This is a genomic window from Faecalicatena sp. Marseille-Q4148, assembly GCA_018228665.1.
In the GTDB taxonomy this organism is placed as follows: Bacteria; Bacillota; Clostridia; order Lachnospirales; family Lachnospiraceae; genus UBA9414.
In genome coordinates, this window is record CP073692.1 from 1,039,397 (window position 1) to 1,064,663 (window position 25,267).

Annotated in this window: 24 protein-coding genes; 2 read left to right on the forward strand and 22 right to left on the reverse strand. The window is 42.8% G+C overall.

All coding sequences use genetic code 11. The features are described 5' to 3' along the window. Nucleotides 1–8 precede the first annotated feature (8 nt). From KFE17_04995 to gpr, 20 genes are all read right to left on the reverse strand, one after another. On the reverse strand, nt 9–530 hold the full coding sequence (locus KFE17_04995; protein ID QUO33107.1) for a stage III sporulation protein AB: 522 nt from the start codon (nt 528–530) through the stop codon (nt 9–11). Continuing rightward, on the reverse strand, nt 521–1,480 hold the full coding sequence (gene spoIIIAA / locus KFE17_05000; protein QUO33108.1) for a stage III sporulation protein AA: 960 nt from the start codon (nt 1,478–1,480) through the stop codon (nt 521–523). Before spoIIIAA ends, KFE17_04995 begins: the two co-directional genes overlap by 10 nt. Nucleotides 1,481–1,578: 98 nt before the next feature. Then, entirely contained in the window at nt 1,579–3,666 is a 2,088-nt protein-coding gene (locus KFE17_05005; GenBank protein QUO33109.1) for a polyribonucleotide nucleotidyltransferase, read from the reverse strand. 250 nt (nt 3,667–3,916) lie between these two features. Beyond that, nucleotides 3,917–4,183 (reverse strand): 30S ribosomal protein S15, encoded by a 267-nt coding sequence (gene rpsO / locus KFE17_05010; GenBank protein ID QUO33110.1) that lies wholly within the window; start codon nt 4,181–4,183, stop codon nt 3,917–3,919. A gap of 147 nt (nt 4,184–4,330) precedes the next feature. Further along, a complete protein-coding gene (locus KFE17_05015; protein QUO33111.1) occupies nt 4,331–5,278 on the reverse strand; it encodes a bifunctional riboflavin kinase/FAD synthetase in 948 nt (315 codons plus the stop codon). A gap of 14 nt (nt 5,279–5,292) precedes the next feature. After that, nucleotides 5,293–6,204, reverse strand: coding sequence for a tRNA pseudouridine(55) synthase TruB (gene truB / locus KFE17_05020; GenBank protein QUO33112.1), 912 nt, complete (start codon nt 6,202–6,204; stop codon nt 5,293–5,295). Continuing rightward, complete coding sequence (locus KFE17_05025) at nt 6,204–7,205, reverse strand: bifunctional oligoribonuclease/PAP phosphatase NrnA (GenBank protein ID QUO33113.1); 1,002 nt, start codon at nt 7,203–7,205, stop codon at nt 6,204–6,206. Before KFE17_05025 ends, truB begins: the two co-directional genes overlap by 1 nt. After that, complete coding sequence (gene rbfA, locus KFE17_05030) at nt 7,198–7,599, reverse strand: 30S ribosome-binding factor RbfA (protein ID QUO33114.1); 402 nt, start codon at nt 7,597–7,599, stop codon at nt 7,198–7,200. Before rbfA ends, KFE17_05025 begins: the two co-directional genes overlap by 8 nt. A gap of 18 nt (nt 7,600–7,617) precedes the next feature. Further along, complete coding sequence (gene infB, locus KFE17_05035; GenBank protein QUO33115.1) at nt 7,618–10,212, reverse strand: translation initiation factor IF-2; 2,595 nt, start codon at nt 10,210–10,212, stop codon at nt 7,618–7,620. 13 nt (nt 10,213–10,225) lie between these two features. Next, on the reverse strand, nt 10,226–10,549 hold the full coding sequence (locus KFE17_05040; protein ID QUO33116.1) for a ribosomal L7Ae/L30e/S12e/Gadd45 family protein: 324 nt from the start codon (nt 10,547–10,549) through the stop codon (nt 10,226–10,228). Then, complete coding sequence (locus tag KFE17_05045; protein QUO33623.1) at nt 10,536–10,790, reverse strand: YlxR family protein; 255 nt, start codon at nt 10,788–10,790, stop codon at nt 10,536–10,538. The genes KFE17_05040 and KFE17_05045 overlap by 14 nt, the downstream gene beginning before the upstream one ends. A 10-nt stretch (nt 10,791–10,800) precedes the next feature. Beyond that, nucleotides 10,801–11,922 carry a transcription termination/antitermination protein NusA gene (gene nusA / locus KFE17_05050; protein ID QUO33117.1) on the reverse strand — a complete coding sequence of 374 codons (1,122 nt, stop codon included), beginning with the start codon at nt 11,920–11,922 and terminating at the stop codon, nt 10,801–10,803. Nucleotides 11,923–11,964: 42 nt separating this feature from the next. After that, complete coding sequence (gene rimP / locus KFE17_05055; protein ID QUO33118.1) at nt 11,965–12,432, reverse strand: ribosome maturation factor RimP; 468 nt, start codon at nt 12,430–12,432, stop codon at nt 11,965–11,967. A gap of 182 nt (nt 12,433–12,614) precedes the next feature. After that, the gene (locus KFE17_05060) at nt 12,615–14,126 is read right to left on the reverse strand and encodes a propionate CoA-transferase (GenBank protein QUO33119.1); all 1,512 of its coding nucleotides are present in this window, start codon (nt 14,124–14,126) and stop codon (nt 12,615–12,617) included. A 27-nt stretch (nt 14,127–14,153) separates the two neighbouring features. Next, nucleotides 14,154–14,657 (reverse strand): LytTR family transcriptional regulator, encoded by a 504-nt coding sequence (locus KFE17_05065; GenBank protein ID QUO33120.1) that lies wholly within the window; start codon nt 14,655–14,657, stop codon nt 14,154–14,156. A 154-nt stretch (nt 14,658–14,811) separates the two neighbouring features. Further along, the gene (locus tag KFE17_05070) at nt 14,812–17,052 is read right to left on the reverse strand and encodes a DNA topoisomerase 4 subunit A (GenBank protein ID QUO33121.1); all 2,241 of its coding nucleotides are present in this window, start codon (nt 17,050–17,052) and stop codon (nt 14,812–14,814) included. Between the two features lie 40 nt (nt 17,053–17,092). Next, entirely contained in the window at nt 17,093–19,015 is a 1,923-nt protein-coding gene (locus KFE17_05075; GenBank protein QUO33122.1) for a DNA gyrase subunit B, read from the reverse strand. Between the two features lie 193 nt (nt 19,016–19,208). After that, nucleotides 19,209–20,195: a stage II sporulation protein P gene (locus KFE17_05080; protein ID QUO33624.1), complete on the reverse strand. Its 987-nt coding sequence runs from the start codon at nt 20,193–20,195 to the stop codon at nt 19,209–19,211. 287 nt (nt 20,196–20,482) lie between these two features. Beyond that, nucleotides 20,483–21,502, reverse strand: coding sequence for an aldo/keto reductase (locus tag KFE17_05085; GenBank protein ID QUO33625.1), 1,020 nt, complete (start codon nt 21,500–21,502; stop codon nt 20,483–20,485). 110 nt (nt 21,503–21,612) lie between these two features. Continuing rightward, nucleotides 21,613–22,599 carry a GPR endopeptidase gene (gene gpr / locus KFE17_05090; GenBank protein ID QUO33123.1) on the reverse strand — a complete coding sequence of 329 codons (987 nt, stop codon included), beginning with the start codon at nt 22,597–22,599 and terminating at the stop codon, nt 21,613–21,615. Nucleotides 22,600–22,793: 194 nt separating this feature from the next. Here gpr and rpsT point away from each other — a divergent pair, with 194 nt between their 5' ends. Next, nucleotides 22,794–23,057 carry a 30S ribosomal protein S20 gene (gene rpsT / locus KFE17_05095; protein ID QUO33124.1) on the forward strand — a complete coding sequence of 88 codons (264 nt, stop codon included), beginning with the start codon at nt 22,794–22,796 and terminating at the stop codon, nt 23,055–23,057. Between the two features lie 70 nt (nt 23,058–23,127). Next, a complete protein-coding gene (locus tag KFE17_05100; GenBank protein ID QUO33125.1) occupies nt 23,128–23,628 on the forward strand; it encodes a DNA-deoxyinosine glycosylase in 501 nt (166 codons plus the stop codon). Between the two features lie 79 nt (nt 23,629–23,707). Here KFE17_05100 and KFE17_05105 read toward each other — a convergent pair whose 3' ends face one another. Next, nucleotides 23,708–24,130, reverse strand: coding sequence for a hemerythrin family protein (locus KFE17_05105; protein ID QUO33126.1), 423 nt, complete (start codon nt 24,128–24,130; stop codon nt 23,708–23,710). 46 nt (nt 24,131–24,176) lie between these two features. Next, a complete protein-coding gene (locus KFE17_05110) occupies nt 24,177–25,193 on the reverse strand; it encodes a M42 family metallopeptidase (protein ID QUO33127.1) in 1,017 nt (338 codons plus the stop codon). Between the last annotated feature and the right edge of the window lie 74 nt (nt 25,194–25,267).

The following is a 25,267-nucleotide window of genomic DNA, read 5'->3' on the forward strand; positions in this document are numbered from 1 at the left end:
CTATCTTCCTACAGAAACATCACAACACAGAAAATACCCGCGCTGATTCCAAGCAGTCTGCTGACTCTCTGCTTCTGTGAGAGCGTACGTTCTAATTCCCCGATATCATAATCCAGCTGCCTAATTGCCTGACAGAGCAATCCTTCCTGCATTTTTGTATCAAGAAATCCCAACTGATTTCCCAATTCCATGATCTGATCAAGATCTGAAGTTTTCAAGGCAGTATGTTCCAGATATTTTCTGACACCGTCCTCCCAAATTCGGCAAAACGATTTCCCCTCGTATTGTTCCAGTTCTTCTGAAAGCCAAAGCATCCATGGACCACAATTTTTTCCACTGCGTTTTCCGACACGGGCAAATACTTCTGCAAGAGGAGCCTGACAGTATCTTACCTCTCCTTCAATAAAACAAAGCGTTTTCCTCCACTGACGGAGCATAGCAACTCTCTGATAGTATCGATCTCCCAGCCAGAATCCAGTCCAGGCAGATGCTCCAAGCACCATCAGACTCCCCAGCATTTTTATGTACATAACAATTCTCCATCTATGACTGTTGCACCATTTTCATCAAGAATTTCTCTGATACGTCCCGCATGCTCCTGGTGTTCCAGAATGACATATCGGTCAAATCGCTTTTGCTTAATCAGCTCCGACAGAAATGGACGTTTTCTTACTTCCTCCAATGACTCCCCATGTACGCTGGCAATCAGGCGACAGCCACAGTGCATCGCATACTCCAAAGCGCTGACTTCATTTTGGGAACCAATCTCATCTACTGCCAATACCTCCGGTCCCATTGAACGGATCAGCATCAACATCCCTTCTTCTTTCGGGCAGCAGTCAAGAATATCTGTCCGGATTCCCAATTCATTTTGAGCGATCCCCATATAACAGCCTCCGATTTCTGAGCGCTCATCCACAACCCCTACCGCCGATCCTTTTACTTTCTCTGAACCATTCGATACAATTCTGATCAAATCTCTTAAAATAGTTGTCTTTCCACATCTTGGTGGCGCAATGATTAACGTATGACTGATGCGTTTCTCTTTCACAAGGTACGGAATCAACGGCTCCGCACACCCTTTTACTTCATGGGCAATCCGGATATTCATGGAAGAAATATAAGTCATCGTCTTAATCCTTCCCTGCTCCATTACAACCTTTCCCGTCAGACCAACCCGGTGTCCGCCCTCAATTGTCAGAAATCCCTGACGCATTTCCTGCTCAAAAGCATAAAAAGAATAGCGGCTCACATACTCCAGCGCTTCTGCAAGTTCCTGTCCCGTTACGATATGCGGATCTCTCCTGTCAGGAAGCATCTGTTCCCCACTCCCCGCAACACAGATCAGCGGATTGCCTGTCCTTAATCTTATTTCCTCTAATTCTTCAAAAGGAATCTTCGATTCCCGAATCAGACGCCCGATTACAGCCGGAAGAATTTTCAAAATCTGTTTTTCTTTTTGCCTGTTTTCTATTTTCATATTTGTCACCTCTTTACACCATGTATATGAGACATGCTGTATAGATTAGAACAAAAAAAGGACAGAAATTTCTTCTGTCCTTCCTTTACAATATAATATTATTCTGCAACATCTTTCATACTGAAGCTGATTCTTCCAAGCTTGTCTTTGCCAAGACATACCACTTTCACATGATCTCCCAGTGTCAGAACATCTTCTACATGATTGATTCTCTCTTTTGAAATCTTAGAAATGTGTACCATTCCTTCTTTACCCGGTGCAAATTCAACAAATGCACCGAATTCTTTGATGCTGACAACGGTTCCTTCGAACACCTGACCTGCTTCAAAATCTGTCACAATAATAGCGATCATGCGCATCGCTCTATCCATTGCTTCTGCATCTACACCACAGACAGAAACGACGCCATCATCTGTGATGTCAATCTTAACACCAGTCTGCTCGATGATTGCATTGATCGTCTTTCCTCTCTGTCCTACGACATCGCCAATCTTTGCCGGATCAATCTTCATCTGACGGATCTTTGGTGCAAACTCTCCGACTTCCGGGCGTGCCTCAGCGATTACCGGATTCATTACTTCATCAAGAATATGGAATCTCGCTGTTCTTGTACGTGCAATTGCTTCTTCAATGATCTGTCTTGTCAGACCGTGGATCTTAATATCCATCTGAATTGCTGTAATACCGTCTTTTGTACCTGCTACTTTAAAGTCCATATCTCCAAAGAAGTCTTCCAGTCCCTGGATATCTGTCAGAATGATATAGTCATCGTCAGAATCTCCTGTCACAAGACCACAGGAAATACCTGCAACCGGTTTCTTAATCGGAACACCCGCTGCCATCAGCGAAAGGCTGGATGCACACACACTGGCCTGAGAAGTAGAACCGTTTGATTCAAATGTCTCAGAAACAGTACGGATTGCATATGGGAACTCCTCCTCTGTCGGAAGTACCGGCACAAGCGCACGCTCTGCAAGCGCTCCATGTCCGATCTCACGGCGTCCCGGTCCTCTGGATGGTTTTGTCTCCCCAACAGAATATGACGGGAAGTTGTAATGATGCATATATCTCTTAGATGTCTCTGTTTCATCCAGACCATCCAGTCTCTGCGCTTCAGAAAGCGGAGCCAATGTACAAATATTGCAGATCTGAGTCTGTCCTCTTGTAAACATAGCCGAACCGTGTACGCGCGGAATGATATCAACTTCTGCTGCCAGTGGACGGATCTGTTCAATTGCTCTTCCATCCGGACGTTTGTGATCTTTCAAAATCATCTTGCGCACAGTCTTCTTCTGATATTGATAAAGCGCTTCTCCAATCAGAGGCAGCCATTCTTCATTTTCTGCAAATGCTTCTTCAAGTTTCTCTGTGATGACACGGATATTTTCTTCACGAATCTGTTTCTCATCTGTAAATACTGCTGCTTCCATTTCCTCCGGAGATACGATCTCACGGATTGCTGCAAACAGCTCTTCCGGAATTGCACAGCTTTCATAAGCATGTTTTTCTTTTCCTACTTCTGCAACGATAGTCTCAATAAAAGCAATGATTTCCTGATTTACTTCATGTGCTTTAAAAATTGCTTCAATCATCTTTGCTTCCGGAATCTCATTGGCTCCGGCTTCAATCATGATTACTTTTTCTTTTGTAGATGCAACTGTCAGCTGAAGATCTGATACGTCTTTTTGTGCCAATGTCGGGTTAATAATCAGTTCTCCGTCAATCATACCGACCTGTGTTGCCGCACACGGACCATCAAACGGAATATCTGATATACAAGTTGCGATTGAAGAACCAAGCATTGCAACAACTTCCGGATTGCACTGCGGATCTACAGACATTACCATATTGTTTAATGTAACATCATTGCGGTAATCCTTCGGGAACAGCGGGCGCATCGGACGGTCAATCACGCGGGAAGTCAGAATCGCATGCTCGCTCGCTTTTCCTTCTCTTTTATTGAATCCTCCCGGAATTTTACCAACTGCATATAATTTTTCTTCATATTCTACACTTAACGGGAAGAAATCAATTCCTTCTCTTGGTTTATCTGATGCTGTTGCTGTAGACAATACCACTGTATCGCCATAGTGCATAAAAGCTGCGCCATTTGCCTGAGCAGCTACACGTCCGATATCTACGCGCAGTGTTCTGCCAGCTAATTCCATTTCAAATTTTTTAAACATATATTCTCTCCTTAAATTCTCTTTCTTGTGGACAGTCATAACCGAAACTACTGAAAAATACATTTTCTAAATGTGCTTTTCAGTGGTCTCGGGTGTTCTGTCTGTTCACAATCTTATTTAGTATATCACACTTAATAAAAACATGCAATTTACAATATGAATTTCTTGGTAAAACCGAATCCTCTTTATGCCGGAATTCTATTAGAAAAAGCGCCGGCATCCGCCAGCGCTTTCCTTATCATCTCTATGATTACTTTCTTAATCCAAGACGTTCGATCAGAGAACGATATCTTTCGATATCTACTTCTTTTAAGTATGCAAGAAGACCTCTTCTCTGTCCAACCATCTTTAAAAGACCTCTTCTTGAATGATGATCCTTCGGGTTAGCTTTGAAGTGATCTGTCAGTTCGTTGATTCTTGCTGTAAGAATAGCAACCTGAACTTCCGGTGAACCTGTATCACCTTCACATCTTCCATATTCTTTGATAATAGCCTGTTTCTTTTCTTTTGCGATCATTGTCACAAGTCCTCCTTTTATCTAATTCACACCTGGCATTAAGCAGCGGTCGGAGTGATCCGTCTACTGAACACCGGCTTACTCATACCTGCACATCTTAACATGCCGCACATCTATTTGTCAAGCCTTATTTTTCTTACTTTCACATCACTCACTGTCTTCCGCCTGCTTCCCTGCAGTACAAAAATAACGCTTTCCATATGCAATATCCTTCTGCATACAGCTTTTCAATGCTTCAATAGAATCGAATTTCTTCTCTGATCTGCGGAAATCATACAGATCAATTTCAATTCTGCTGCCATAGGCATCTCCGGAGAAATCAAATAAATGGATTTCTGCCAGCACAGCTCCATTTTGCTCTACAGTAGGCTTCCTTCCAATGTTGGCAATTCCGCTGTACCAGATACCGTTCATATGAGCCTGTGCTGCATATACTCCATTCGGCGGAAGCAGTTTCTCTTCGCTGATTGGTACATTCATCGTTGGGATACCGAGTTTTCTTCCTAATTTCCTTCCGTGTTCCACTGTTCCGAGTATCCGGTAAGGATGTCCGAGCATCTTTGCTACAGCATTCATTCTCCCTGCTGACACTTCTTCTCTTAGGTAGGTACTGCTGATTTCCCGGTCAATATACCAGAGTTTTTCCACTACCTCGACCTGATAGCCATATTTATCCTGACACTGTTCCAGAAGTCTGTAGTTTCCCTGTTTTTGATAGCCGAAAAAATAATCCGTTCCAACTACGATCCGTTTTGCATGGAATTTCCCCACAAGAATGTCTCGAATAAATACTTCTGCATCCATCGTACGAATCTCATCTGTAAACGGACACTCCACCAGACAATCAATTCGTCCTTCCAGCTGTTCCCTGCGTTCTTCCTTCGTCATCAGCACTTGATATTCTTTTTTCATTTTCTGATAAAATACCGACATATCAAAAACAAATGCCACACTCTTTAGTGCCTCTGCTTCAGCATATGCTCTTACTTTTCGAAGCAGAATCTGATGTCCCCGATGCAGTCCATCAAATTTTCCCAATGTGATTGCAGTGCCGCACGTTTCCTGATAGTCTTCCAAATCTACTATACACTGCATCTGTTTTTCCTCTTTTATCCATTCTCATTTCTGTCCCAGAACATTTTGAGCAGTTTTAGCTGCTGCCCTTTTTCATCATGCTGATAAAGACCGATAAATGTTCCCTGTCGATCATAGATCCGATAGATTTCTCCTGAAGCGCTGATCTGTCCAGCCGTTTTTTCCGGCAGCGCATTTCCATTATACAGAAGTTTTTCATACCGTTCTGAAACAGTCAGTTTCCTGTACTGAGAAAACATTTCATCAATCGGAATCAGTACTTGATCCAGTTCTCCTGAAAGCACCAATTCTCTGACTTCTTCCAGATGAATACTGTCTTTCAGCTGAAATCTCTCTACCTTTGTGCGAAGCAGTTTTTCCATACAGCCGCCGGTTCCAAGCTTTTCACCGATATCATGACAGAGCGTCCGGATATACGTTCCCTTTGAACAACTGACTTCCATATACACTCTCGGCAACTCAATCTTCTGGATTACAATCTTGTGGATTGTTACCTGCCTTGCTTTGCGCTCCACAGTAATTCCTTCCCGTGCCAGCTCATAAAGTTTTTTTCCGCCCACTTTCAGTGCAGAATACATTGGCGGAATCTGATCGTACACGCCAACGAAGGAGAAAATCGCTTCCTGCACCCTCTCTTCTGTCAATCCTGATGCATCTTTTTCTTCTAAAACTGTTCCGGTAATATCCTGCGTATCTGTCTTTTTTCCTAACAGCAGTACCGTTTCATATACTTTATCTTTTTCTGTCAAAAGATCACATAATTTTGTCGCTTTCCCAAGACAAACCGGAAGCACGCCTTCCGCATCCGGATCAAGCGTGCCTGTGTGTCCGATTTTTTTCTGTTTAAGGATCCCCCGCAATTTTGCAACGACATCATGAGATGTAAATCCTTTTTCTTTATAAATATTAATGACTCCGTGATACATTAGGCTTCCTCCGCTGTGCCAGATTCCGGCAGCGTTTCTTCATCCGAATCCGCAAGCTGTATCTGTGCTTCCTCTGTCACAAGACGGATGATCTCTTCCGGCGACTCTTTCATATTAAACCCAGACGCCTTCTTATGTCCGCCTCCGCCAAACTTTCCTGCAAGCAGGCTTACATCAATCTTATCAGAAGATCTAAGACTTGCTTTGTATTCGCCCGGCGCAACTTCATACAAAAAGACTGCCAGTTCTACGCCCTTTGTATTACGCAGCTGACTGACAACACCATCCACATCTTTCGGCGTTACATGGAATTTCTCCATTTCTTCGATAGATAATGATACGGCAATACAGCGTTCCTCCATATATAATCTGCTGTCAAATAACATTTTCCCAAGTATCCGGTTCTGTTCATATGTTTTCTGAAAAAAGGTTTCTTCAATAATCCGCGGCGCGTCAATTCCTGTTCTCATTAGCGCCGCCGCTGCCTCCATTGTCTCAGGAGCTGTACAGGAATACTGGAACACGCCCGTATCATGTACAATGCCCATATACAACGCTTCTGCTGCTTCCTTAGAGATTCCTGCACCTTCCGTCAGCCGATACACAAGTTCACTTGTCGAACTGGCATCCGGAACAATATAGTTCTTCTCAGCAAATGCCTGATTGCTGATGTGATGATCCACACATAACGTATGTCGTGCCTCATCAAATAATTTTGCCGAGAATCCGAGCCGGTCTTTGTCTCCACAGTCAAGCGCGATAAAAAGATCGTATACCGGAGCTTCCTTTACATCGTGATGAACTTCGTTTGCACCATTCAGAAACTGGAAGACCGGTCTGAATTCCTCAAGATAAACATCCGTCTGAATCTGCGGATATTCATCTTTCAGATAGCGGCAAAGCCCCAGACAGGAACCGATACAGTCCCCGTCCGGACGGATATGACCGCTGATTGCAACTGTTTTTACATTGCACAGCATTTCTTTTAACATGTTACTCATCTCCGTTTTCTGAACCACTCTCTGATACTTCGTCCCGTTTCAGATGCTTTGTTACATCATCAATTTTCTTCGACATAGTTACGCCATATTCTATAGACTGATCCAATACAAACTTAATCTCCGGTGTGTTTCGCATATTCAACGTATGCGCCAGCTCACGGCGGATAAACCCTTCCGCACTCTGAAGTCCCTTCAGCGTATCTTCCTGGGCTTTTTCATCTCCAAATACACTGATATAGGCTTTACACGTTTTCAGATCCGGTGCTACTTCTACTGCTACAACCGATGTCATTGGGGCTACTCTCGGATCTTTGATCCCATCTCTTAAAATACTGCAAAGCTCGCGATGTACTTCCGCATTTACCCTTGTATTCTTAACGCTGTTTTTTCTCATTCAGATTTCCCCTTTTCACTATCGCGGAATTTCAACCATTTTGTAAGATTCTACCTGGTCTCCTTCTTTGATATCATTATATTTTTCAAATACAAATCCACATTCAAAACCTGCTTTTACTTCTTTTACATCATCTTTGAAACGTTTCAAAGATGCAAGCTTACCGTCGAAAATTACAATACCGTCACGGATCACTCTCGCACTGCAGTCACGCTCAAAAATACCGTCAAGCACATAAGAGCCTGCAATCGTTCCAACACCGGATGCTTTGAATGTCTGGCGTACTTCCGCATGTCCAAGCACCTTCTCTTCAAATATCGGATCAAGCATACCTTTCATGGCAGCTTCCACATCATCAATAATATTGTAAATGACACGGTACAGACGAAGATCTACACCTTCGCGCTCTGCAGTATCTTTTGCAGCCGCATCCGGACGTACGTTAAATCCGATTACAATTGCATTTGACGCAGATGCCAGAATTACGTCAGATTCATTGATCGCACCTACTCCGCCATGGATCACTTTAATTACGACTTCTTCATTTGATAATTTAATCAGACTCTGTTTAATTGCCTCTACAGATCCCTGTACGTCTGCCTTGATAACAACACCAAGCTCTTTGACATTTCCTGCCTGAATCTGATTAAACAGATCATCCAGAGACATTTTGGCTTTCGTCTCATCAAGCAGTTTTGCTTTATTCTGTGCAATAAATGTTTCAGCAAAGCTTCTTGCTTCTTTTTCATTTTTACATCCTACAAATACCTCTCCGGCATTTGGCACATCATCAAGTCCAAGGATTTCAACCGGAACAGAAGGTCCTGCCTCTTTCACGCGGCGTCCCTTATCATCCATCATTGCTCTTACTTTACCGTGTGCAGATCCTGCTGCGATACAGTCTCCGATACGCAGCGTACCCTTTTGTACAAGCACTGTGGCAACCGGTCCTTTTCCTTTGTCAAGCTCGCCTTCAATCACAAGACCTCTTGCACGGCGGTTTGGATTTGCTTTTAATTCCAGCATTTCTGCTGTCAGAAGGAGCATTTCCATTAATTCCGGAATTCCTTCGCCAGTATGTGCAGAAACCGGTACAAAGATTGTACTTCCGCCCCAATCTTCCGGAATCAATTCATATTCTGTCAGTTCCTGTTTTACACGATCGATATTTGCGCTTGGCTTATCAATCTTATTAATCGCAACTACAATCTCAATTCCTGCTGCTTTTGCATGGTTGATCGCCTCTACTGTCTGCGGCATGACACCATCATCTGCTGCTACAACAAGAATTGCAATATCTGTAGAAGATGCACCACGCATACGCATTGCTGTAAATGCTTCGTGTCCAGGTGTATCCAGGAATGTAATTTTCTCATCGTTTACTGTTACAACAGATGCACCGATATGCTGAGTAATACCGCCAGCCTCACGGTCTGTCACATTTGTATCACGAAGGGCATCCAGAAGAGATGTCTTACCATGGTCAACGTGTCCCATAACGCAGACAACCGGCGGACGTTTTTTCATTTTCTTTTCGTCCTCTTCTTCTTCCTTCAGAAGTTCCTCGATCACGTCTACGACTTCTTCCTTCTCTACAAGACAATCAAATTCCATTGCAATCTCTTCGGCAGTATCAAAATCTACTTCCTGATTTACTGTCACAATCTTGCCCTGCATAAACAGCTTCTTCACGATTGCTGACGGCTGCAGTTTCATTTTCTCTGCCAGTTCTTGAATCGTAATTGTTTCCGGAATAGTAATTACTTTTACCTGTTCTTCCTGTTTCTCTTCTTTTGGCTGCGGTTTCTGTGGAGCACTCTGCTTCTTGCCCGGTTTGCTTAGCTTGGACATCCGTTCTTCCTGCTCCTCATTATTATTGCGGTAATCTTTCTCTTTTTTGGATTTATAATTATCTTTTGCTTTCTGACGCTGTGGTTTCTGTTCTGCCACTGCCGGTGCCGGAATTGCCGGCATGCTGTCACGGCGGTTACTGTCACGGCGTCCTCCGTCTCTTCTGCCGTCTCCGCCACGTCCTTCATTTCCTCGGAAATTATCTCTGCGGTCATTATCTCTTCTGTTATCTCCGCGGAATCCATCGCGTTTCTCGCCACGGTTTTCATTTCCCCGGAAATTGTCTCTTCTCTCGCCGCGGTTATCTCCCTGGCGATTGTCACGGCGGCTGTCGTCGCGTCTTCCCTGACCGGTCGGACGTCCCGCACGGTTATCTCCCTGACGGTTGTCGCGGCGGCTGTCGTCACGTCCCTGTGCATTATCCGGACGGCCTTTCTTCTGGAATTTCTGTTCTCCATCATTTCTTCTTCCGGTATTGCCATTGTTATTGTTCTGATTCTGGCGCTGGCGTCCTCCCTGACGACCTCCGCCGCTCTGTGTATTTTGCGGACGGAACACCTGAACAATATTCTTCTTCTTTGGAGCATCTGAGTTATCTTCTTTTGCTCCTCCGATAGATTTCTTCACTAGATCGATTTCTTCTTCTGAAAGTGTACTCATATGGCTCTTTACATCCACCTGTTTTTCTTTCAGAACATCCATTACTTCTTTATTTGTTTTATCAAGCTCTTTCGCTAATTCATGTACACGTAGTTTTGTCATACGTCTGCCTCCTCTATGCAATTGTTTCATTCATCCTGTTCAGCTTCTCTATTATGCCTTTTGCAAAGCTCTCATCGACAACGGCCAGCGATGCGCGGAATTCTTTGCCCATTGCATGCCCCAATGTATCTTTATCTGCATAAAAACAAATCGGTACTTCATAAAATTCGCACATATTCCGAAACTTTTTTTTCGTATTCTCTGAAGCATCTCCTGCTACAAATACCAGATGAGCTCTTCCCTCTTTTACTGCCTTTTCTGTAGAAAATTCGCCGCTTGCAAGTTTACCGGCTTTTGCAGCAAGGCTCAAAAATGATAACACTCTATCTTGACTCAAGCACACTCATCTCCTTACACAATTCGTCATATACTTCCTTTGGAATCGCCTGTTTAAATGACCGTTCCAATCCCCTGTTTTTGATTGCTTTTTCAAGACATTCCGACGACGGGCAGATATAGGCTCCCCGTCCGTTCTTTCTTCCGGTTGCATCCAGCAAGAAGTCCTGTTCCTCTGTCCTTACGATACGGATCATTTCTTTCTTTGCTTTCATCTCCTGGCAGCCGACACATTTTCGCATAGGTATCTTCTTACTGCTCGTCAAATTCATCACCTGTCATTTCTTCCTGATATTCTTCCATTCCCATATCCATGTAGTTTTCTGGAAGTTCTCCGGATTCGATTGCCTGGCTCTCGCTCTTAATATCGATCTTATATCCTGTCAGTCTTGCTGCAAGGCGGGCATTCTGTCCCTCTTTACCAATTGCAAGTGACAGCTGATAATCCGGAACGATCACGCTTGCTGTTTTTTCATCCGGATCTGCCATAACAGAAATTACTTTTGCCGGGCTTAATGCGTTTTCAATTAAGATTGCCGGGTTATCGCTCCAATTAATGATATCAATTTTTTCACCGCGAAGTTCTGATACAACTGCACCGACTCTGGAACCGTTCATTCCAACGCATGCCCCTACCGGATCTACATTCGGGTCATTAGACCATACGGCAATCTTTGTACGAGAACCTGCCTCACGGGCAATGCTCTTAATCTCCACAATGCCGTCTTTCACTTCAGCTACTTCTGCTTCAAAAAGACGTTTCACAAGTTCCGGATGTGTTCTTGACACAAGAATCTTCGGTCCTTTTGTCGTATTCTTCACTTCCACTACATATAGCTTAATGCGTTCTGTTGGCTTGAACACTTCCCCTTTTACCTGCTCATTCTCTGTCAGCATTGCATCTGCTTTTCCGAGATCAATACTGATATTCTTGCCTACATAGCGCTGAACGATACCTGTTACAATATCCTTTTCCTTCTCAAAATACTGATCATAGACAACTTTTCTTTCTTCTTCCCGAATCTTCTGAAGGATCAGATTCTTCGCATTCTGCGTTGCAATACGTCCGAATGATTTTGATTCAATCGGAATCTGTACAATGTCTCCAAGTTCAAACTTAGAATCGATCATTTTTGCATTGGCAAGACTGATTTCAAGCAGATCGTCTTCCACTTCCTCCACAACTGTTTTCTCAGCAAATAAAGAATATTCACATGTCTCCCGATTCATGATGACTTTAATATTATCTGTGCGTCCGAAATGGTTTTTGCATGCATTGATCAGTGAATTTTCAATGGCATCCAGTAATGTCTCTTTGCTGATATCTTTTTCCTGTTCAAGAATAGTAAGCGCTTCTAATAACTCTGTATTCATTAATGATTCCTCCTTGTTTCCCTGTTCTTTATAACTTATATCCTAAAAATCAAATGCTAAACGGATCAGCGCAATATCACTTTTTAAAAAGGTCTGTTCTGTCTCATCTTCATATTCGATCGTTACACTTTCTTTATCGTATCCTTTCAAAACTCCAATGAATTCTTTCTGGCGGTTAATGGCCCGGTAAGTCCTAATCTCTACTTCCTCTCCAAGGCTTCTCTGGAAATCCTTCTCCTTCTTTAACGGTCTTCCAAGCCCCGGTGAACTTACTTCCAAAATATAGCTGTCTTCGATAAAATCATTCTGATCCAGGAGTTCTGACAGCGCCCGGCTTACTACCTCACAGTCATCCACCGTGATACCTCCCGGTTTATCAATATACGCCCGCAGATACCAGTTGCTTCCTTCTTTCACATATTCCACATCCACCAACTCAAACTGGTTCTTCTCAATAATCGGCAGCAACAGTTCTTCTGTTTTCTGTTCGTAGATTTCTCTTTTCGCCAATTTCAAATCTCCTTTCCCATTTCACAAAAGAAGAGTGAACTCACGTCCACTCTTCTGCCAAATTCTTATGTAACTATTAATAGTCTAGCACACTCATGCGCAAAAAGCAAGTATATTCCGGAAATTCCACTGCAAGAACCTGCTAAGACGGCTAAGCTTTCGCTTAATCCTGTCTTCGGTTCTTACACTTCTATTTCAAACGGAATCCGCTCAATAATCTCTTTCTGCACATCTACGCCCGGATATGCTTCAATCAGCTTTAGTCCCTTCGGTGTCAATCGAAAGACACAGCGCTCTGTCACATATAATACCTTCTGCCCATTTGCAATTGCCCGCTTCGCCGAGAAGCTGACACTTTTCACTCGCTCCACAAACTTCGGCACACTTCCCTCGCGCTGGATACTTACAACTCTTTTTTTCTGTGTAACTTCTAATCCCTTCGTATTAAATGTCATACAGAACACTACCGTAGGTGTTTTTGCTGTAATATTGGCAAAGCCGCCAATTCCGGCAAACGCTCCGTCACTTCGATGTGCATTCACATTTCCCTCTTTATCTACTTCCAATGCTCCCATGAAGCAGATATCCAGCCCGCCATTATTATATAGATCAAACTGATTCGCCATATCATAAACAGAGGCTGCTCCGATCATAGCTCCAAACGCCTCTCCCGAAACAGGAAATCCGCCAATCCCTCCGGATTCCACCGTAAGAGTTACCATATCCAGCATACCATTTTTCTTCGCATGTCTGGACACCATCTCCGGAATTCCAATACCGATATTGACAATATCATCTACTCTAAGCTCTTTTGCAGCTCTTCTGCCAATAATATTTCCTGCAGCGCTGTTTTTCAGCGGCTTTTCTGATGCCGTATCAATTTTCTCATTCCATGCATCCCATTCTTCATATGGAATCTCAAAACTTCCTGTCAATGCAGTATAAGCCTCATTGCGCTCTTCCGGTTCTGTTACCACAATCGCGTCCACTAAACACCCCGGAATAATTGCATTTCTCGGACGAGATGGCGTATCTACAAGCTGATCTACCTGTACGATCACCTTCCCGTGATTTGCTTTTACCGCCTGACAGATTGACAGCGCATCTCCTGACATAAACATATTGTCAAAAGAAATATTTCCCTTCCTGTCCGCTGTTGTACCTTTGATCAGCGCCACCGTAATCTTCGGAAGCTTATAATACAGAAACTCTTCTCCATCCACTTCCACATATTTCACAAGAGAGGTATCGATTGAGAGCCTGTTGATCCCCGGTCCCTCTCTTCTCGGATCTACAAAAATATCAAGTCCTACTTTCGAAAGCGCTCCCGGCAGCCCTCCTGCCTGGGCGCGGATCGCGTGTGAAATACATCCAAGCGGAAGATTATATGCTTCAAATCTATCTTCCAGTACAAGTTTTTTTGTACTCAGCATTGCACCAAAATGTCCGCAGATCAATCGGTCTACCGCTCCCTCTCGAATGTATCCTTCCGCATTGCGCTCCTCATCCCAGACGCCAAATCCCGCGCTGGAAACGACTGTCAAATGTCTTGGCGACTGCATTCGCTGATAACGCCTGTAAAGAGCTTCATGGAGTTCCACCGGGCTTTCAATCCCCACAAAGGAATTCACACAAATACAGTCTCCGTCCCGAATCAGACGTATTGCCTCGTCAGCACTCATAATTTCATACATACGTTTCTCCCCCCCTCTAATGTATTCTCAAAAACGGCGCTGACTTTCCCACATTAGAAACTTCTCTTTTACTTCCTTCTGATGGCTTCTGCTAATGGGAATTTCTGCTCCGTTCTTCATCAGAAAATTGGTTTTAGAATACTGTGATATATAATTCAGATTCACAATAAAGCTATTATGACATCGCACAAAAGTCTCTCCACAGATCCACCGATCCACGTCATCTAATTTATCTGATACTTTTAATGGTTCAGCAGCGCCTCCCAAATAAATGTAGGTGTCACGCTTGTCTCTTTCAATATATACAATCTGCCACTTGGGAATTACATAACTGTTCTTGTTGCGATGTACAGTTACCGCATTGTCCAGTCCCTGCTTTCCGTATAATTTCCGAACTGTATACTGTAACGCATTTTCAAGAATTTCTCTCTGAAAAACTACATTCTCTTCTTTTGTCAGATACTCTGCCATTCCTTCCGCCAGTTGTTCAAGATACTGTTTATTTCTTTCGTTGAAAGTTATATTGCACATTTCATCTTCCCCCTCATTGAAAGTATATCTTATATATTATAGAATACTTTGTCAGTATTCGCAAACTAACTTCGATTTTTTCTATCGATTTTTTGTACAAATAGCACAGTATTATTTGTTTTTATGATAATACAACTTTATTCTTATTCTTTTTTCAACTTCGCATTTTCGTTCCGGTTCCGTCACGCTTCGCCATCTTTAAACGGTTCAGAAGAACTTCCCGCTCTTTAAATGGTATTTTTGTTTCCACACCATCTTCAAACAGATATACATCTGCCAGTGTATCCTGTTTCTGAAGTCGGATTCCCCTGACTCCGACGGCGCCCTTTTTCTTCTCAGGCACTTCCGACACCGGAAACTTCAAAAACATATCTCCTTCTGTACGAAGCACGATATTTTGCGTTTCACTCACCGCCTGTACGCTGATCAGTTCATCATCCTCCCCTAATTTTGTCGCCTGAATTGTTCGCTTTGCAACCAGGAATTCCTTTCCATCCACCTGCTTCATCATCCCTTTTTTCGTTACAAACAACAGTTTTCCTGAATGGAACTGTTCTTCCTCACATAAAAATACGATGCGCTCTTCGCTGCTCTGATAATTACTGATATTATCGATTGGCTGTCCTTTATCCCGGAATCTTCCATGCGGAATATCCGGCACCTTAATCTGATGCATTTTTCCGTCATGCGTAAACAGACATAGTTTTCCTGTATTCATACAATGAATCACATACCGGTTTTCAGAATCTGCCGCTTCTTTATTTCGCTCATATACGGATGTTTCCACTGTCTTTCCGTATCCAAAACGATCCATCAGGAACACTACTTCCTGCTCCTCAATTTTGTTTTCCTCAAAAACCGCTTCCTCTGCATTCTCTACAACGGTACGGCGCTTTCTTCCATATGTTTTTTTCAAATACTCCAGATCTTCTATAATCACTTCTGCCATAGAATCATAATGATTTAAAATCTCTTCATAGCGCCCAATATTTCGCAGTGTTTCCTCATGCTCTTTCTGAAGCGCCTCAATTTCAAGGCCAATGAGCTTATAAAGACGCATTTCTAAGATCGCTGTCGCCTGTCTCTCTGTAAATCTCAGCATAGCAGCCATTTTTTTTGACACGTTACTCCGGAACCTGATTGGTTCTGTAACACCGTTCACAAGACATTCTTTCGCATCTTTAATAGAGCTGCTGCCCCGGAGGATTTCGATGATCAAATCAATCACATCGCACGCTTTTATTAAGCCTTCCTGAATTTCTTTTTTATCCAGTTCCTTTGCGAGCAGCGTTTTATATTTGCGCGTAGCAAGTTCAAATTGAAAATCTACATGATGTTCAATAATTGATTTCAGTCCCATTGTCTCCGGACGTCCATCGCATACAGCAAGCATATTAACACCAAAAGTATCTTCCAGTCTCGTTTTCTTATAGAGCATGTTTTTAAGATTCTCTACATCCGCATCTTTCCGAAGATCCAGTACAATACGGATTCCTTCTTTGGAAGACTGGTTAGAAATATCAATAATATCATTGGTCTTCTTCGCCTCTACAAGCGCACAGACATCATTCAAAAATTTTCCGATTCCGCTTCCGATCATCGTATATGGGATTTCTGAAATCACAAGCCGTTTTTTTCCGCCTTTTAATTCTTCCACATCCACTTTACCGCGGATCTTAATCTTCCCTGTTCCTGTCTCATAGATATTCAGCAGATCATCTTTATTTACGACAATGCCTCCTGTTGGAAAATCCGGTCCTTTGACATATTTCATCAGCTGTTTTGTTGTAATATCGCTGTTTTTCATATAAGCTTTGACTGCATCAATTACCTCGCCCATATTATGCGTCGGAATACTTGTCGCCATACCTACGGCAATTCCCTCTGCTCCGTTGACAAGAAGGTTCGGAACTCTCGCCGGAAGCACTTCCGGTTCTTTTTCTGTTTCGTCAAAGTTCGGAACAAAATCCACGATATTTTTATCCAGATCTGCCAGATATGCCTCCTGCGTAAATTTTGTAAGCCTTGCTTCCGTATAACGCATAGCCGCAGCGCCATCGCCCTCGATAGAACCAAAATTACCATGTCCGTCTACAAGGATCTGTCCCTTTTTAAATTCCTGCGCCATCACAACAAGGGCTTCATAAATTGAACTGTCCCCATGAGGATGATATTTACCCATCGTATCGCCGACAATACGCGCACATTTTCGGTAAGGTTTATCATACCGGATTCCGAGTTCATGCATATCATAGAGCGTCCGTCTCTGCACCGGTTTCAAGCCATCCCTCACATCCGGAAGGGCTCTTGATACAATGACACTCATAGCATAATCTATATAAGACTTCCGCATCACATCCGAATATTCCGTTCTTATAATTTGAGATTCCTGCATCTTTATTCGCTTCTCCTTCTATATTTATCACTCTATCCAGTTAAACATCTAATTCTGCTTCGCGGGCATTTTCATAAATAAACGCTTTCCGCGGCGGCACCTCGCTTCCCATCAGCATCTCTGTTACGCTGGAAGCCATTCTTGCATCTTCAATTTCTACAAGTTTCAGCATACGGGTTTCCGGATTCAGCGTTGTCTCCCAGAGCTGCTCTGCATCCATCTCTCCAAGCCCTTTGTAGCGCTGCAGTGTAAATGGCCCTTCGTGTGTTCTGCGATACCGCTCCAATGCTTTGTCATCGTAGAGATACTCCTCTTCTCCCTTCTTTGGCATCGCCTTATAAAGGGGCGGCATAGCAATATATACATGTCCTTCATAGATCAATTCCGGCATAAACCGATAAAATAACGTAAGCAGCAATGTTGAAATATGCGCTCCGTCCACATCCGCATCGGCCATAATAATGATTTTATCGTAACGAAGTTTACTGATATCAAAATCATTTCCGTACCCTTCTGAAAATCCACATCCAAATGCATTAATCATCGTTTTGATTTCTGCATTGGCAAGAATCTTATCTATACTCGCCTTTTCCACGTTTAAAATCTTACCGCGGATTGGCAGGATTGCCTGATACATTCTATTTCTCGCTGTTTTTGCGGAACCGCCGGCAGAATCTCCCTCCACAATAAAAATCTCACAATTTTTCGCATCTCTGCTCTCACAATTGGCAAGCTTTCCATTACTGTCAAAAGAATATTTCTGCTTTGTTAATAGATTCGTCTTCGCCTTCTCTTCTGTCTTGCGGATCTTTGCCGCTTTTTCTGCACAAGCAAGCACTTTTTTTAATACTTCTAAATTCCGGTCAAAATAAAGTACGATTTCATCTCCTGTGATTTTTCCTGCTGCTCTGGCCGCATCCGGATTATCCAGTTTTGTTTTTGTCTGTCCCTCAAACCTCGGATCAGGATGTTTGATCGATACAATGGCTGTCATTCCATTACGCACATCTGTTCCTGTAAAATTGGCATCTTTTTCCTTCAGCACGCCAATTTCTCTTGCATATTGATTCATTACACTTGTGAAAGTCGTCTTAAATCCTGTCAGATGTGTTCCTCCCTCTGCATTATAAATATTATTGCAGAAGCCCAGCACGTTCTCATGGAACTCATTCACATACTGGAATGCCACTTCCACTTCAATCCCTTCAGTTTCTCCTTTAAAATATACCGGAGGATGTACCGTCTCTTTCTTTCTATTTAAGTCCTGAATGAAACCAATAATGCCTTCCGGTTCATGATATACAACATGCTCCGGTGTTTCCTGACGTTCATCATCAAATACAATTGTCAGCGTTGGATTCAGATAGGCTGTCTCATGGAGGCGGCTTTTCACTTCTTCTTCCCGGAATCTCGTCTTTTCAAAAATCTCCGGATCAGGAAGAAAATTAACCTTTGTACCTGTCTTTTTGCTCTTACCGATAACCGGAAGCAACCCCTCCTGCAGCTCCACTACCGGAACTCCGCGCTCATATTCATCATGGTAAATATATCCCTCCCGGCTGATTTCCACATCCATATGGGCAGACAGGGCATTGACAACCGACGAACCAACACCGTGCAGCCCACCGCTTGTCTTATAAGCTGAATCATCGAATTTTCCTCCCGCATGCAGTGTGGTATATACAATACGAGCTGCGGATACACCTTTCTGATGCATTCCTACCGGAACACCACGGCCATTATCCTCCACTGTTGCGGAACCGTCTTTGTGAAGTGTTACATGAATCGTATCACAGTAACCTGCCAGATGCTCATCTACTGCATTATCCACAATTTCATAAATCAGATGATTCAGACCTTTCGTTGATACACTTCCTATATACATCCCCGGTCGTTTCCGAACGGCTTCCAAGCCTTCCAGAATCGAAATACTATCTGCGTCATATGTATTTTTTTTTGCCATGCTCTCTACCCTTTCCCAAAACTCATCTGCAATCTCTCCCGGTTATGCATTTGGCACAACCTCATATAACAAAATATTTTAACATATTCAGAAACTCTTTTCAAATTATTTCTTTCTGTAGATCTCTGCGCACATAAATACCGCTGACAGGTATCTCTGTCAGCGGCTGACTCGTTTTCTTATTTCATTTTTTCTAAGGCGCCAGTACTTTATGAAGCATAGATGCCAGTACCTCCATTGCATTTCTCATTTCTTCTACGGTATTTGTCTGTGCTCCTGCTTCTATTAAGAGAGATTTCGGCATCATGTGGAGACTATATCGATAAGACTTCAAATAAATCTTCCTTGTAAATCCAGGGTACATCTGCTCCCCCGCTAACTGCATCTGCAAAGAGAATGCCAGATTATCCTGTATATACGGATTCGGCAGATAAGTAATATCTCCCTTTTCTCTCGTCCGGCTCAAACCATTAAAAAACATAATCTGAGCAGTCTGTTTCCCATTAATATCTGTTACAAGATGTGTTGTTTCGCGCACTCCGTCTCTGTGAAGATCAATCACAACTTCAATCGTAGGATATTGCGCTAATATGCTCCGCACCCCTTCTTCTGCAAATTCATAAGCGCTGCTTCGGTCTAGTTTTCCATTGATCAGATCATATATCCCATCATGGTGTATTGCCGAAATCCCTTTCGCATTGAGAAGTTCTGTCAGATATTGTCCGACTCCCACAATACTCGTACCCGGATCACCCGGAATAGAATCTACGAATGTTTCCTGAGAATGTGTGTGAAAAATCAACACTTTAGGACCTTCTCCCGTTCCGGTCAGTTTCATATTGCGTCCGAGCAGATCATCCGCATTCAATTGTTCCGGTCCAATCATTGTTGTGCGGTCCACTGTATAAAAATTCCCCAGAAGATAATCAAAATTTCTCAGCGCCTCTATCGAAGTGTCAAGGGATGAACCTCCGGTTTCCGGCACATCAGGCAAAATTGTATTTTCATGCTCCACAAGTTTCCCCTGCTCATCTACTTCATTTTCGTCTTTCGCCTGTTGTTCCAGAATCTTTTGATAAGTCTCTTCATCCTCTACCTCAGTCTCATAAACTGCTGCGCCTCCCACAAAACTCCCCAGAGGCATCATTTGTGCCGTGCTCTGCTGCACAAATTCTTTCATACTCCACTTTTGTTTTCCCAAATAAGTGAGGCCGGGCAAGAACAGATCCTGAGCACCTGAACCAATACTTTTCCTTACCTGCTTTTGCCATTCCTCCGGAATCGTAATTCCTATGGCATTGACCGCCCATCCGATCAGCAGCGTACTGACAATTACGATTCCGGCTTTACTTATACTGATACGTCTATGCACATCTCATCCACTCCACTTGCTTTTCCAGTGATATTTACCGGAAAATTAATCCGGTATCACAATAAGATATGCGTCCGACATTCAAAATATATCTGCTAGTATTCCTTTCCAGCCAGAATTTCTTTATAGTCTTCATAATTCTTTGCAAGAAGAGCCGGCGTATCCAGTCCGTATGGACAACGCTTCGCACACTGTCCACAGTGGATACAAGATTCAATCAATTTCATCTTCGCCTGCATCTCCTCTGTCAACTGAGCAGCCGACGGTGCTCTTCGAATCATCAGTGACATTCTCGCACAGTTATTAATCTCAATCCCCATCGGACACGGCATACAATATCCGCATCCCCGGCAGAAATCTCCCTGAAGTTCTTTTTTGTCAGCTTCCATGATATGCTGTACCGTTTCCAATACCGGCTCCTCATCCTGATAGCTTAAAAATTCGTCCAGCTCCTGCTCTCGCTGAATTCCCCAGATTGGAAGTACATGATCATATTGCATCATAAATGCATAGGCTGCAGCCGAATGATTGATCAGCCCTCCTGCCAGACCTTTCATTGCAATAAATCCCATATTTGCCTCTCTGCATTTTTCCACAAGCGCAAACTCCTTCTCAGACGCAAGATAGCTGAACGGAAACTGTAATGTCTCGTAAAGTCCACTCTCGATTGCTTCTTCTGCTACTGCAAGACGATGGTTTGTAATACCGATGTGCCGGATTTTCCCCATGGCTTTTGCTTCCAGCATTGCTTCATAAAGTCCGCTTCCATCTCCCGGCTTCGGACAGAAATCCGGATTATGAAATTGATAAATATCAAGATAATCTGTTTTCAGATTTGAGAGTGTCTCTTCAAGCTGTTTCCAGAACCCTTCCACATCCACAGCCATTGTTTTGGAAGCAATATAAATCTTATCCCGCATCCCTTCAAATGCCTGCCCCAGTTTGACTTCGCTATCTGTATAACCCCTCGCAGTATCAAAAAAATCTATTCCGTGATCATATGCTTTACGAAGCAGCTTCACGGCTTCTTCGTCTGTAATTCTCTGGATCGGCAATGCACCAAATCCATTTTTATTCACTGTAATTCCTGTACTTCCCAATGTAACTGTTCTCATTATACTTACCATTCCTTTTCTCTTTCGTTCTTTAAGCATATTGTACTTACTGCTTATCATACCATTTTTTTATGCATTTGTCTTCTTTCTCTACTATATTTTAAATGCATTCAGCATGCCGAAGACAGTAACATGTTCAACGCTTCTGAAATAGTAAAACTAATGCGTCCCACGGTATCATCAATATCCTTTGGTGTCATATAAAGTCCATTCAGATGCGGTGAGATCAATTCCCGTATCAGCTCATATTTTTCTGCTGCATTATACCCCTGAAGCACAAGCCCCACGCCTTTTAGCATTTCTGAAGTTTCCAGGGCCTTCAGCAGATTTTCCATTGTGTCATTCACAATCGTCACCGCATCTACCACTGTAGGCACCCCAATTGCAATTACCGGAATACCAAGTGTTTCTTCTGTTAACGCACATCTCGCATTTCCCACACCTGAGCCGGGATGTATCCCCGTATCTGCAATCTGAATCGTTCGATTCAGCCTTTTACTGCTGCGGGCTGCCAGCGCATCTACCGCAATCACAATATCCGGCTTTGTTTCTTCCACAATCCCCTTTAGAATCTCCACTGTCTCCATCCCTGTCATCCCCATGACTCCCGGAACAACCGCGCTCACAAGACAGACTTTTTCTTTTCCCATGGCATATCTTCCGTATTCCTTTACAATATGTCTTGTAATCCGAAGCTGCTCTGCTACTCTTGGTCCAAGCGAATCCGGCGTCACCTGCCGATTTCCAAGGCCTGCCACAAGAACGCTGAACTCTTTTTCTCTTGAAACATTTCCCTGCTTAATATATTTCCGAATCATTTTTTCAAGATATTCTGCAAGTTTTTTTGAAATTTCTCTGTGATAATCTTCATCCGGCACAGCCATATTAGGCGCTTCGACAGTAATGTATGTTCCGACCGGCTTTCCCATTGTCTTCGCCCCATTTTCCGTTGTAACTTTCACTGTAGTTACCTTCATCTCCAATTGTTCATTATATTCTTCTTTTACTTCCACACCTGCGATTTCCACATGATCTTCTTCAAACCGTTCCCGCTCTTCCAATGCCAGGTCCGTCCGAATGTTGTATCTTTCCAGCATAGAAACCTCCTCTTCCTGCAGATTCAAAGCAATCTGACATTTTATTTCTAGTTTTCCACTCTTTTTTCGAAAATATGTATTGACATTTATCATTTCTTGTCCTACAATGAATGAGTATGTTTCGGCAAGGCGTTCCGTGTCTGGCTTTGCTGTAACCACATTTGAGAATTCATATTTATTTGGAGGTGTACAAATTGGCTAACATTAAATCTGCAAAAAAAAGAATCTTAGTTACTGAGACAAGAACAGCAAGAAATAAAGCAATCAAATCCAGAGTGAAAACTTATGTAAAGAAAGTTGAAGCTGCTGTAGAAGCAAAAGATGTTGCTGCTGCAAAAGAAGCATTACCAGTTGCTATTGCTGAAATCAACAAAGCTGGAAGCAAAGGAATCTACCACAAGAATACATGTGCAAGAAAAGTTTCCCGCTTAACAAAAGCTGTTAACAGCCTTGCTTAATTATTTATAGAGAAAGATATGAGACAACCATACCGTCATGTGGTTGTCTTTTTTAATGAGGTTTATAATTATGGAACATGTTATACACGAAATTCCGCCACTATTCTCTCCTTCTTCTTCGATTCTGATTCTTGGAAGTTTTCCATCTGTCAAGTCAAGAGAATGTGGTTTCTTTTACGGTCATCCACAAAATCGATTCTGGAAAGTACTTTCCAGCCTGTTCCGGGAAGACCTGCCTGTTTCCATTCCCGAGAAACAACAGTTTTTGCTTCGTCACCACATTGCCGTCTGGGATGTCATTGCTTCCTGCGAAATCCACGGCTCCAGTGACAGCAGCATTAAAAATGCACTTCCCAACGATCTGTCCGTCATCCTCTCCCATGCCTGTATCCGCCAGATCTTCTGCAACGGTACGACTTCCTGGAAACTGTATCAGAAGTATATGAAACCGCAATATGCTGTGGATGCTGTAAAACTGCCCTCCACAAGCCCTGCTAATGCAGCTTTTTCCCTTGAACGTCTTACCGAAGAATGGAGTGTGATTCTTCCTTATCTAAAGAATCCTTCTTAATTCCAAAAACAACAATAGCTGTCCGTTTTTCCCGGACAGCTATATGTTACTCTATCTTACACTTTGGCTCTCTTAGTTTTTACAGCATTTCTCCGCTCAATCTCATATTTTTGTACTCTGCCACAGAGCGGTCAAATCCTTTGATATGACTATAAAGCCATTTTACTACATTTTTCTCTACCTGCTGAACAAATGCTTCTGTTGGTCCTTCACTCTCTTCTAACATTTCGTGAAGTTCTTTCACTGTTTCCCGTAATTTTTCATGCTCTTTTTTATGTTCTTTGATGCCTGGGTATGCAATTTCTTCCTGAAGCTTTTCCTCTTCTCCAAAATGAAATTCCGTATATTCTGCAAGATATGCCAATGTCTGTATTGCCTTAACTTTTCCGTCCCCATTCTCACAGGCGCCGAGAAGCTGATTAATCTTTTCAATCAGTTCTTTGTGCTGTCCATCTATCATTTCATTCCCAGTAACCAGTGTATCATCAAATTCTGCGTACATATTGTTCTCCTTTCGCGTTTCCAACTTCTGTATCTTCCGAAATATTTTATTTAATTACTTCTTCTGCCACAATCTCTAATTCACTTTCCGTATATGCCTTTAATAACGCAATACACGCTTCTACATCATCAAGATTTACAATGCTGTTCGGTGCATGGCAATACCGATTCGGAATAGAAATCCCTACTGCTTTTACTCCCGCATTAGAGCGGCTGATTCCGCCCGCATCAGTACCTCCTGCATAAAGTGAATCCAACTGATAAGCAATGCCATGCTCTTTTGCACAGGCAATTAATGCTTCTGTCATCTCAGGATTGCAAAGGACACTGGAATCATTTATTTTGATCGCAGCGCCTTTTCCAAGAGCGGAATTTCCATGATCGCTGCCTGGCACATCAAACGCCGGCGTTACATCAATGGCAATTCCCAGATCCGGATTCACCCGTTCCGCTGATGTAATGGCTCCTACAAGTCCGATTTCCTCCTGTACTGTAAAAACAAAATAAACATCATGGTAAGGTGTCTTCATCTGCTTCAATGCTTCTATCTGAATGTAACATGCAACACGATCATCAAAAATTTTAGACATGACATTGCGTCCTGCCAACGGAACATAATCTCCGCAGAAAACAGCACAGTCGCCAACCTGAACATATTTTTCTGCCTCTTCTTTATCTGCTGCCCCGATATCGATATACATTTTTTCAATCTCACCCGGCTGTACATTCTGAATCTTATCTGTACATCCTACTGTTCCATAAGTACCGTTCTTAAACACCACCCGGTTCATATAAGATGTATGAGGAGATACCCCACCGATCGCGCGTACTTTCAAGAAACCGTTGTCCAGAATCTTTACAACACAAAGTCCAATTTCATCCATATGAGCAGAGGACATGATTTTCTTCTTATTCTCTCCGTAACCTCTTTTTACAACGATCAGATTGCCGATGGCATCTCTTACAATACTGTCCGCATAGTCTCTGACCTGCTCAATAATATAGTCAGATACTTGTTTTTCCTGTCCGCTGATGCCCCAGATTTTTGTAATTTCGCTTAGCATAAATACCCTCCTGTTATCACTTCATCATTAAATACAGTTTCTCTCAAAATCCCCTATTTGTCAATCCCAATTAA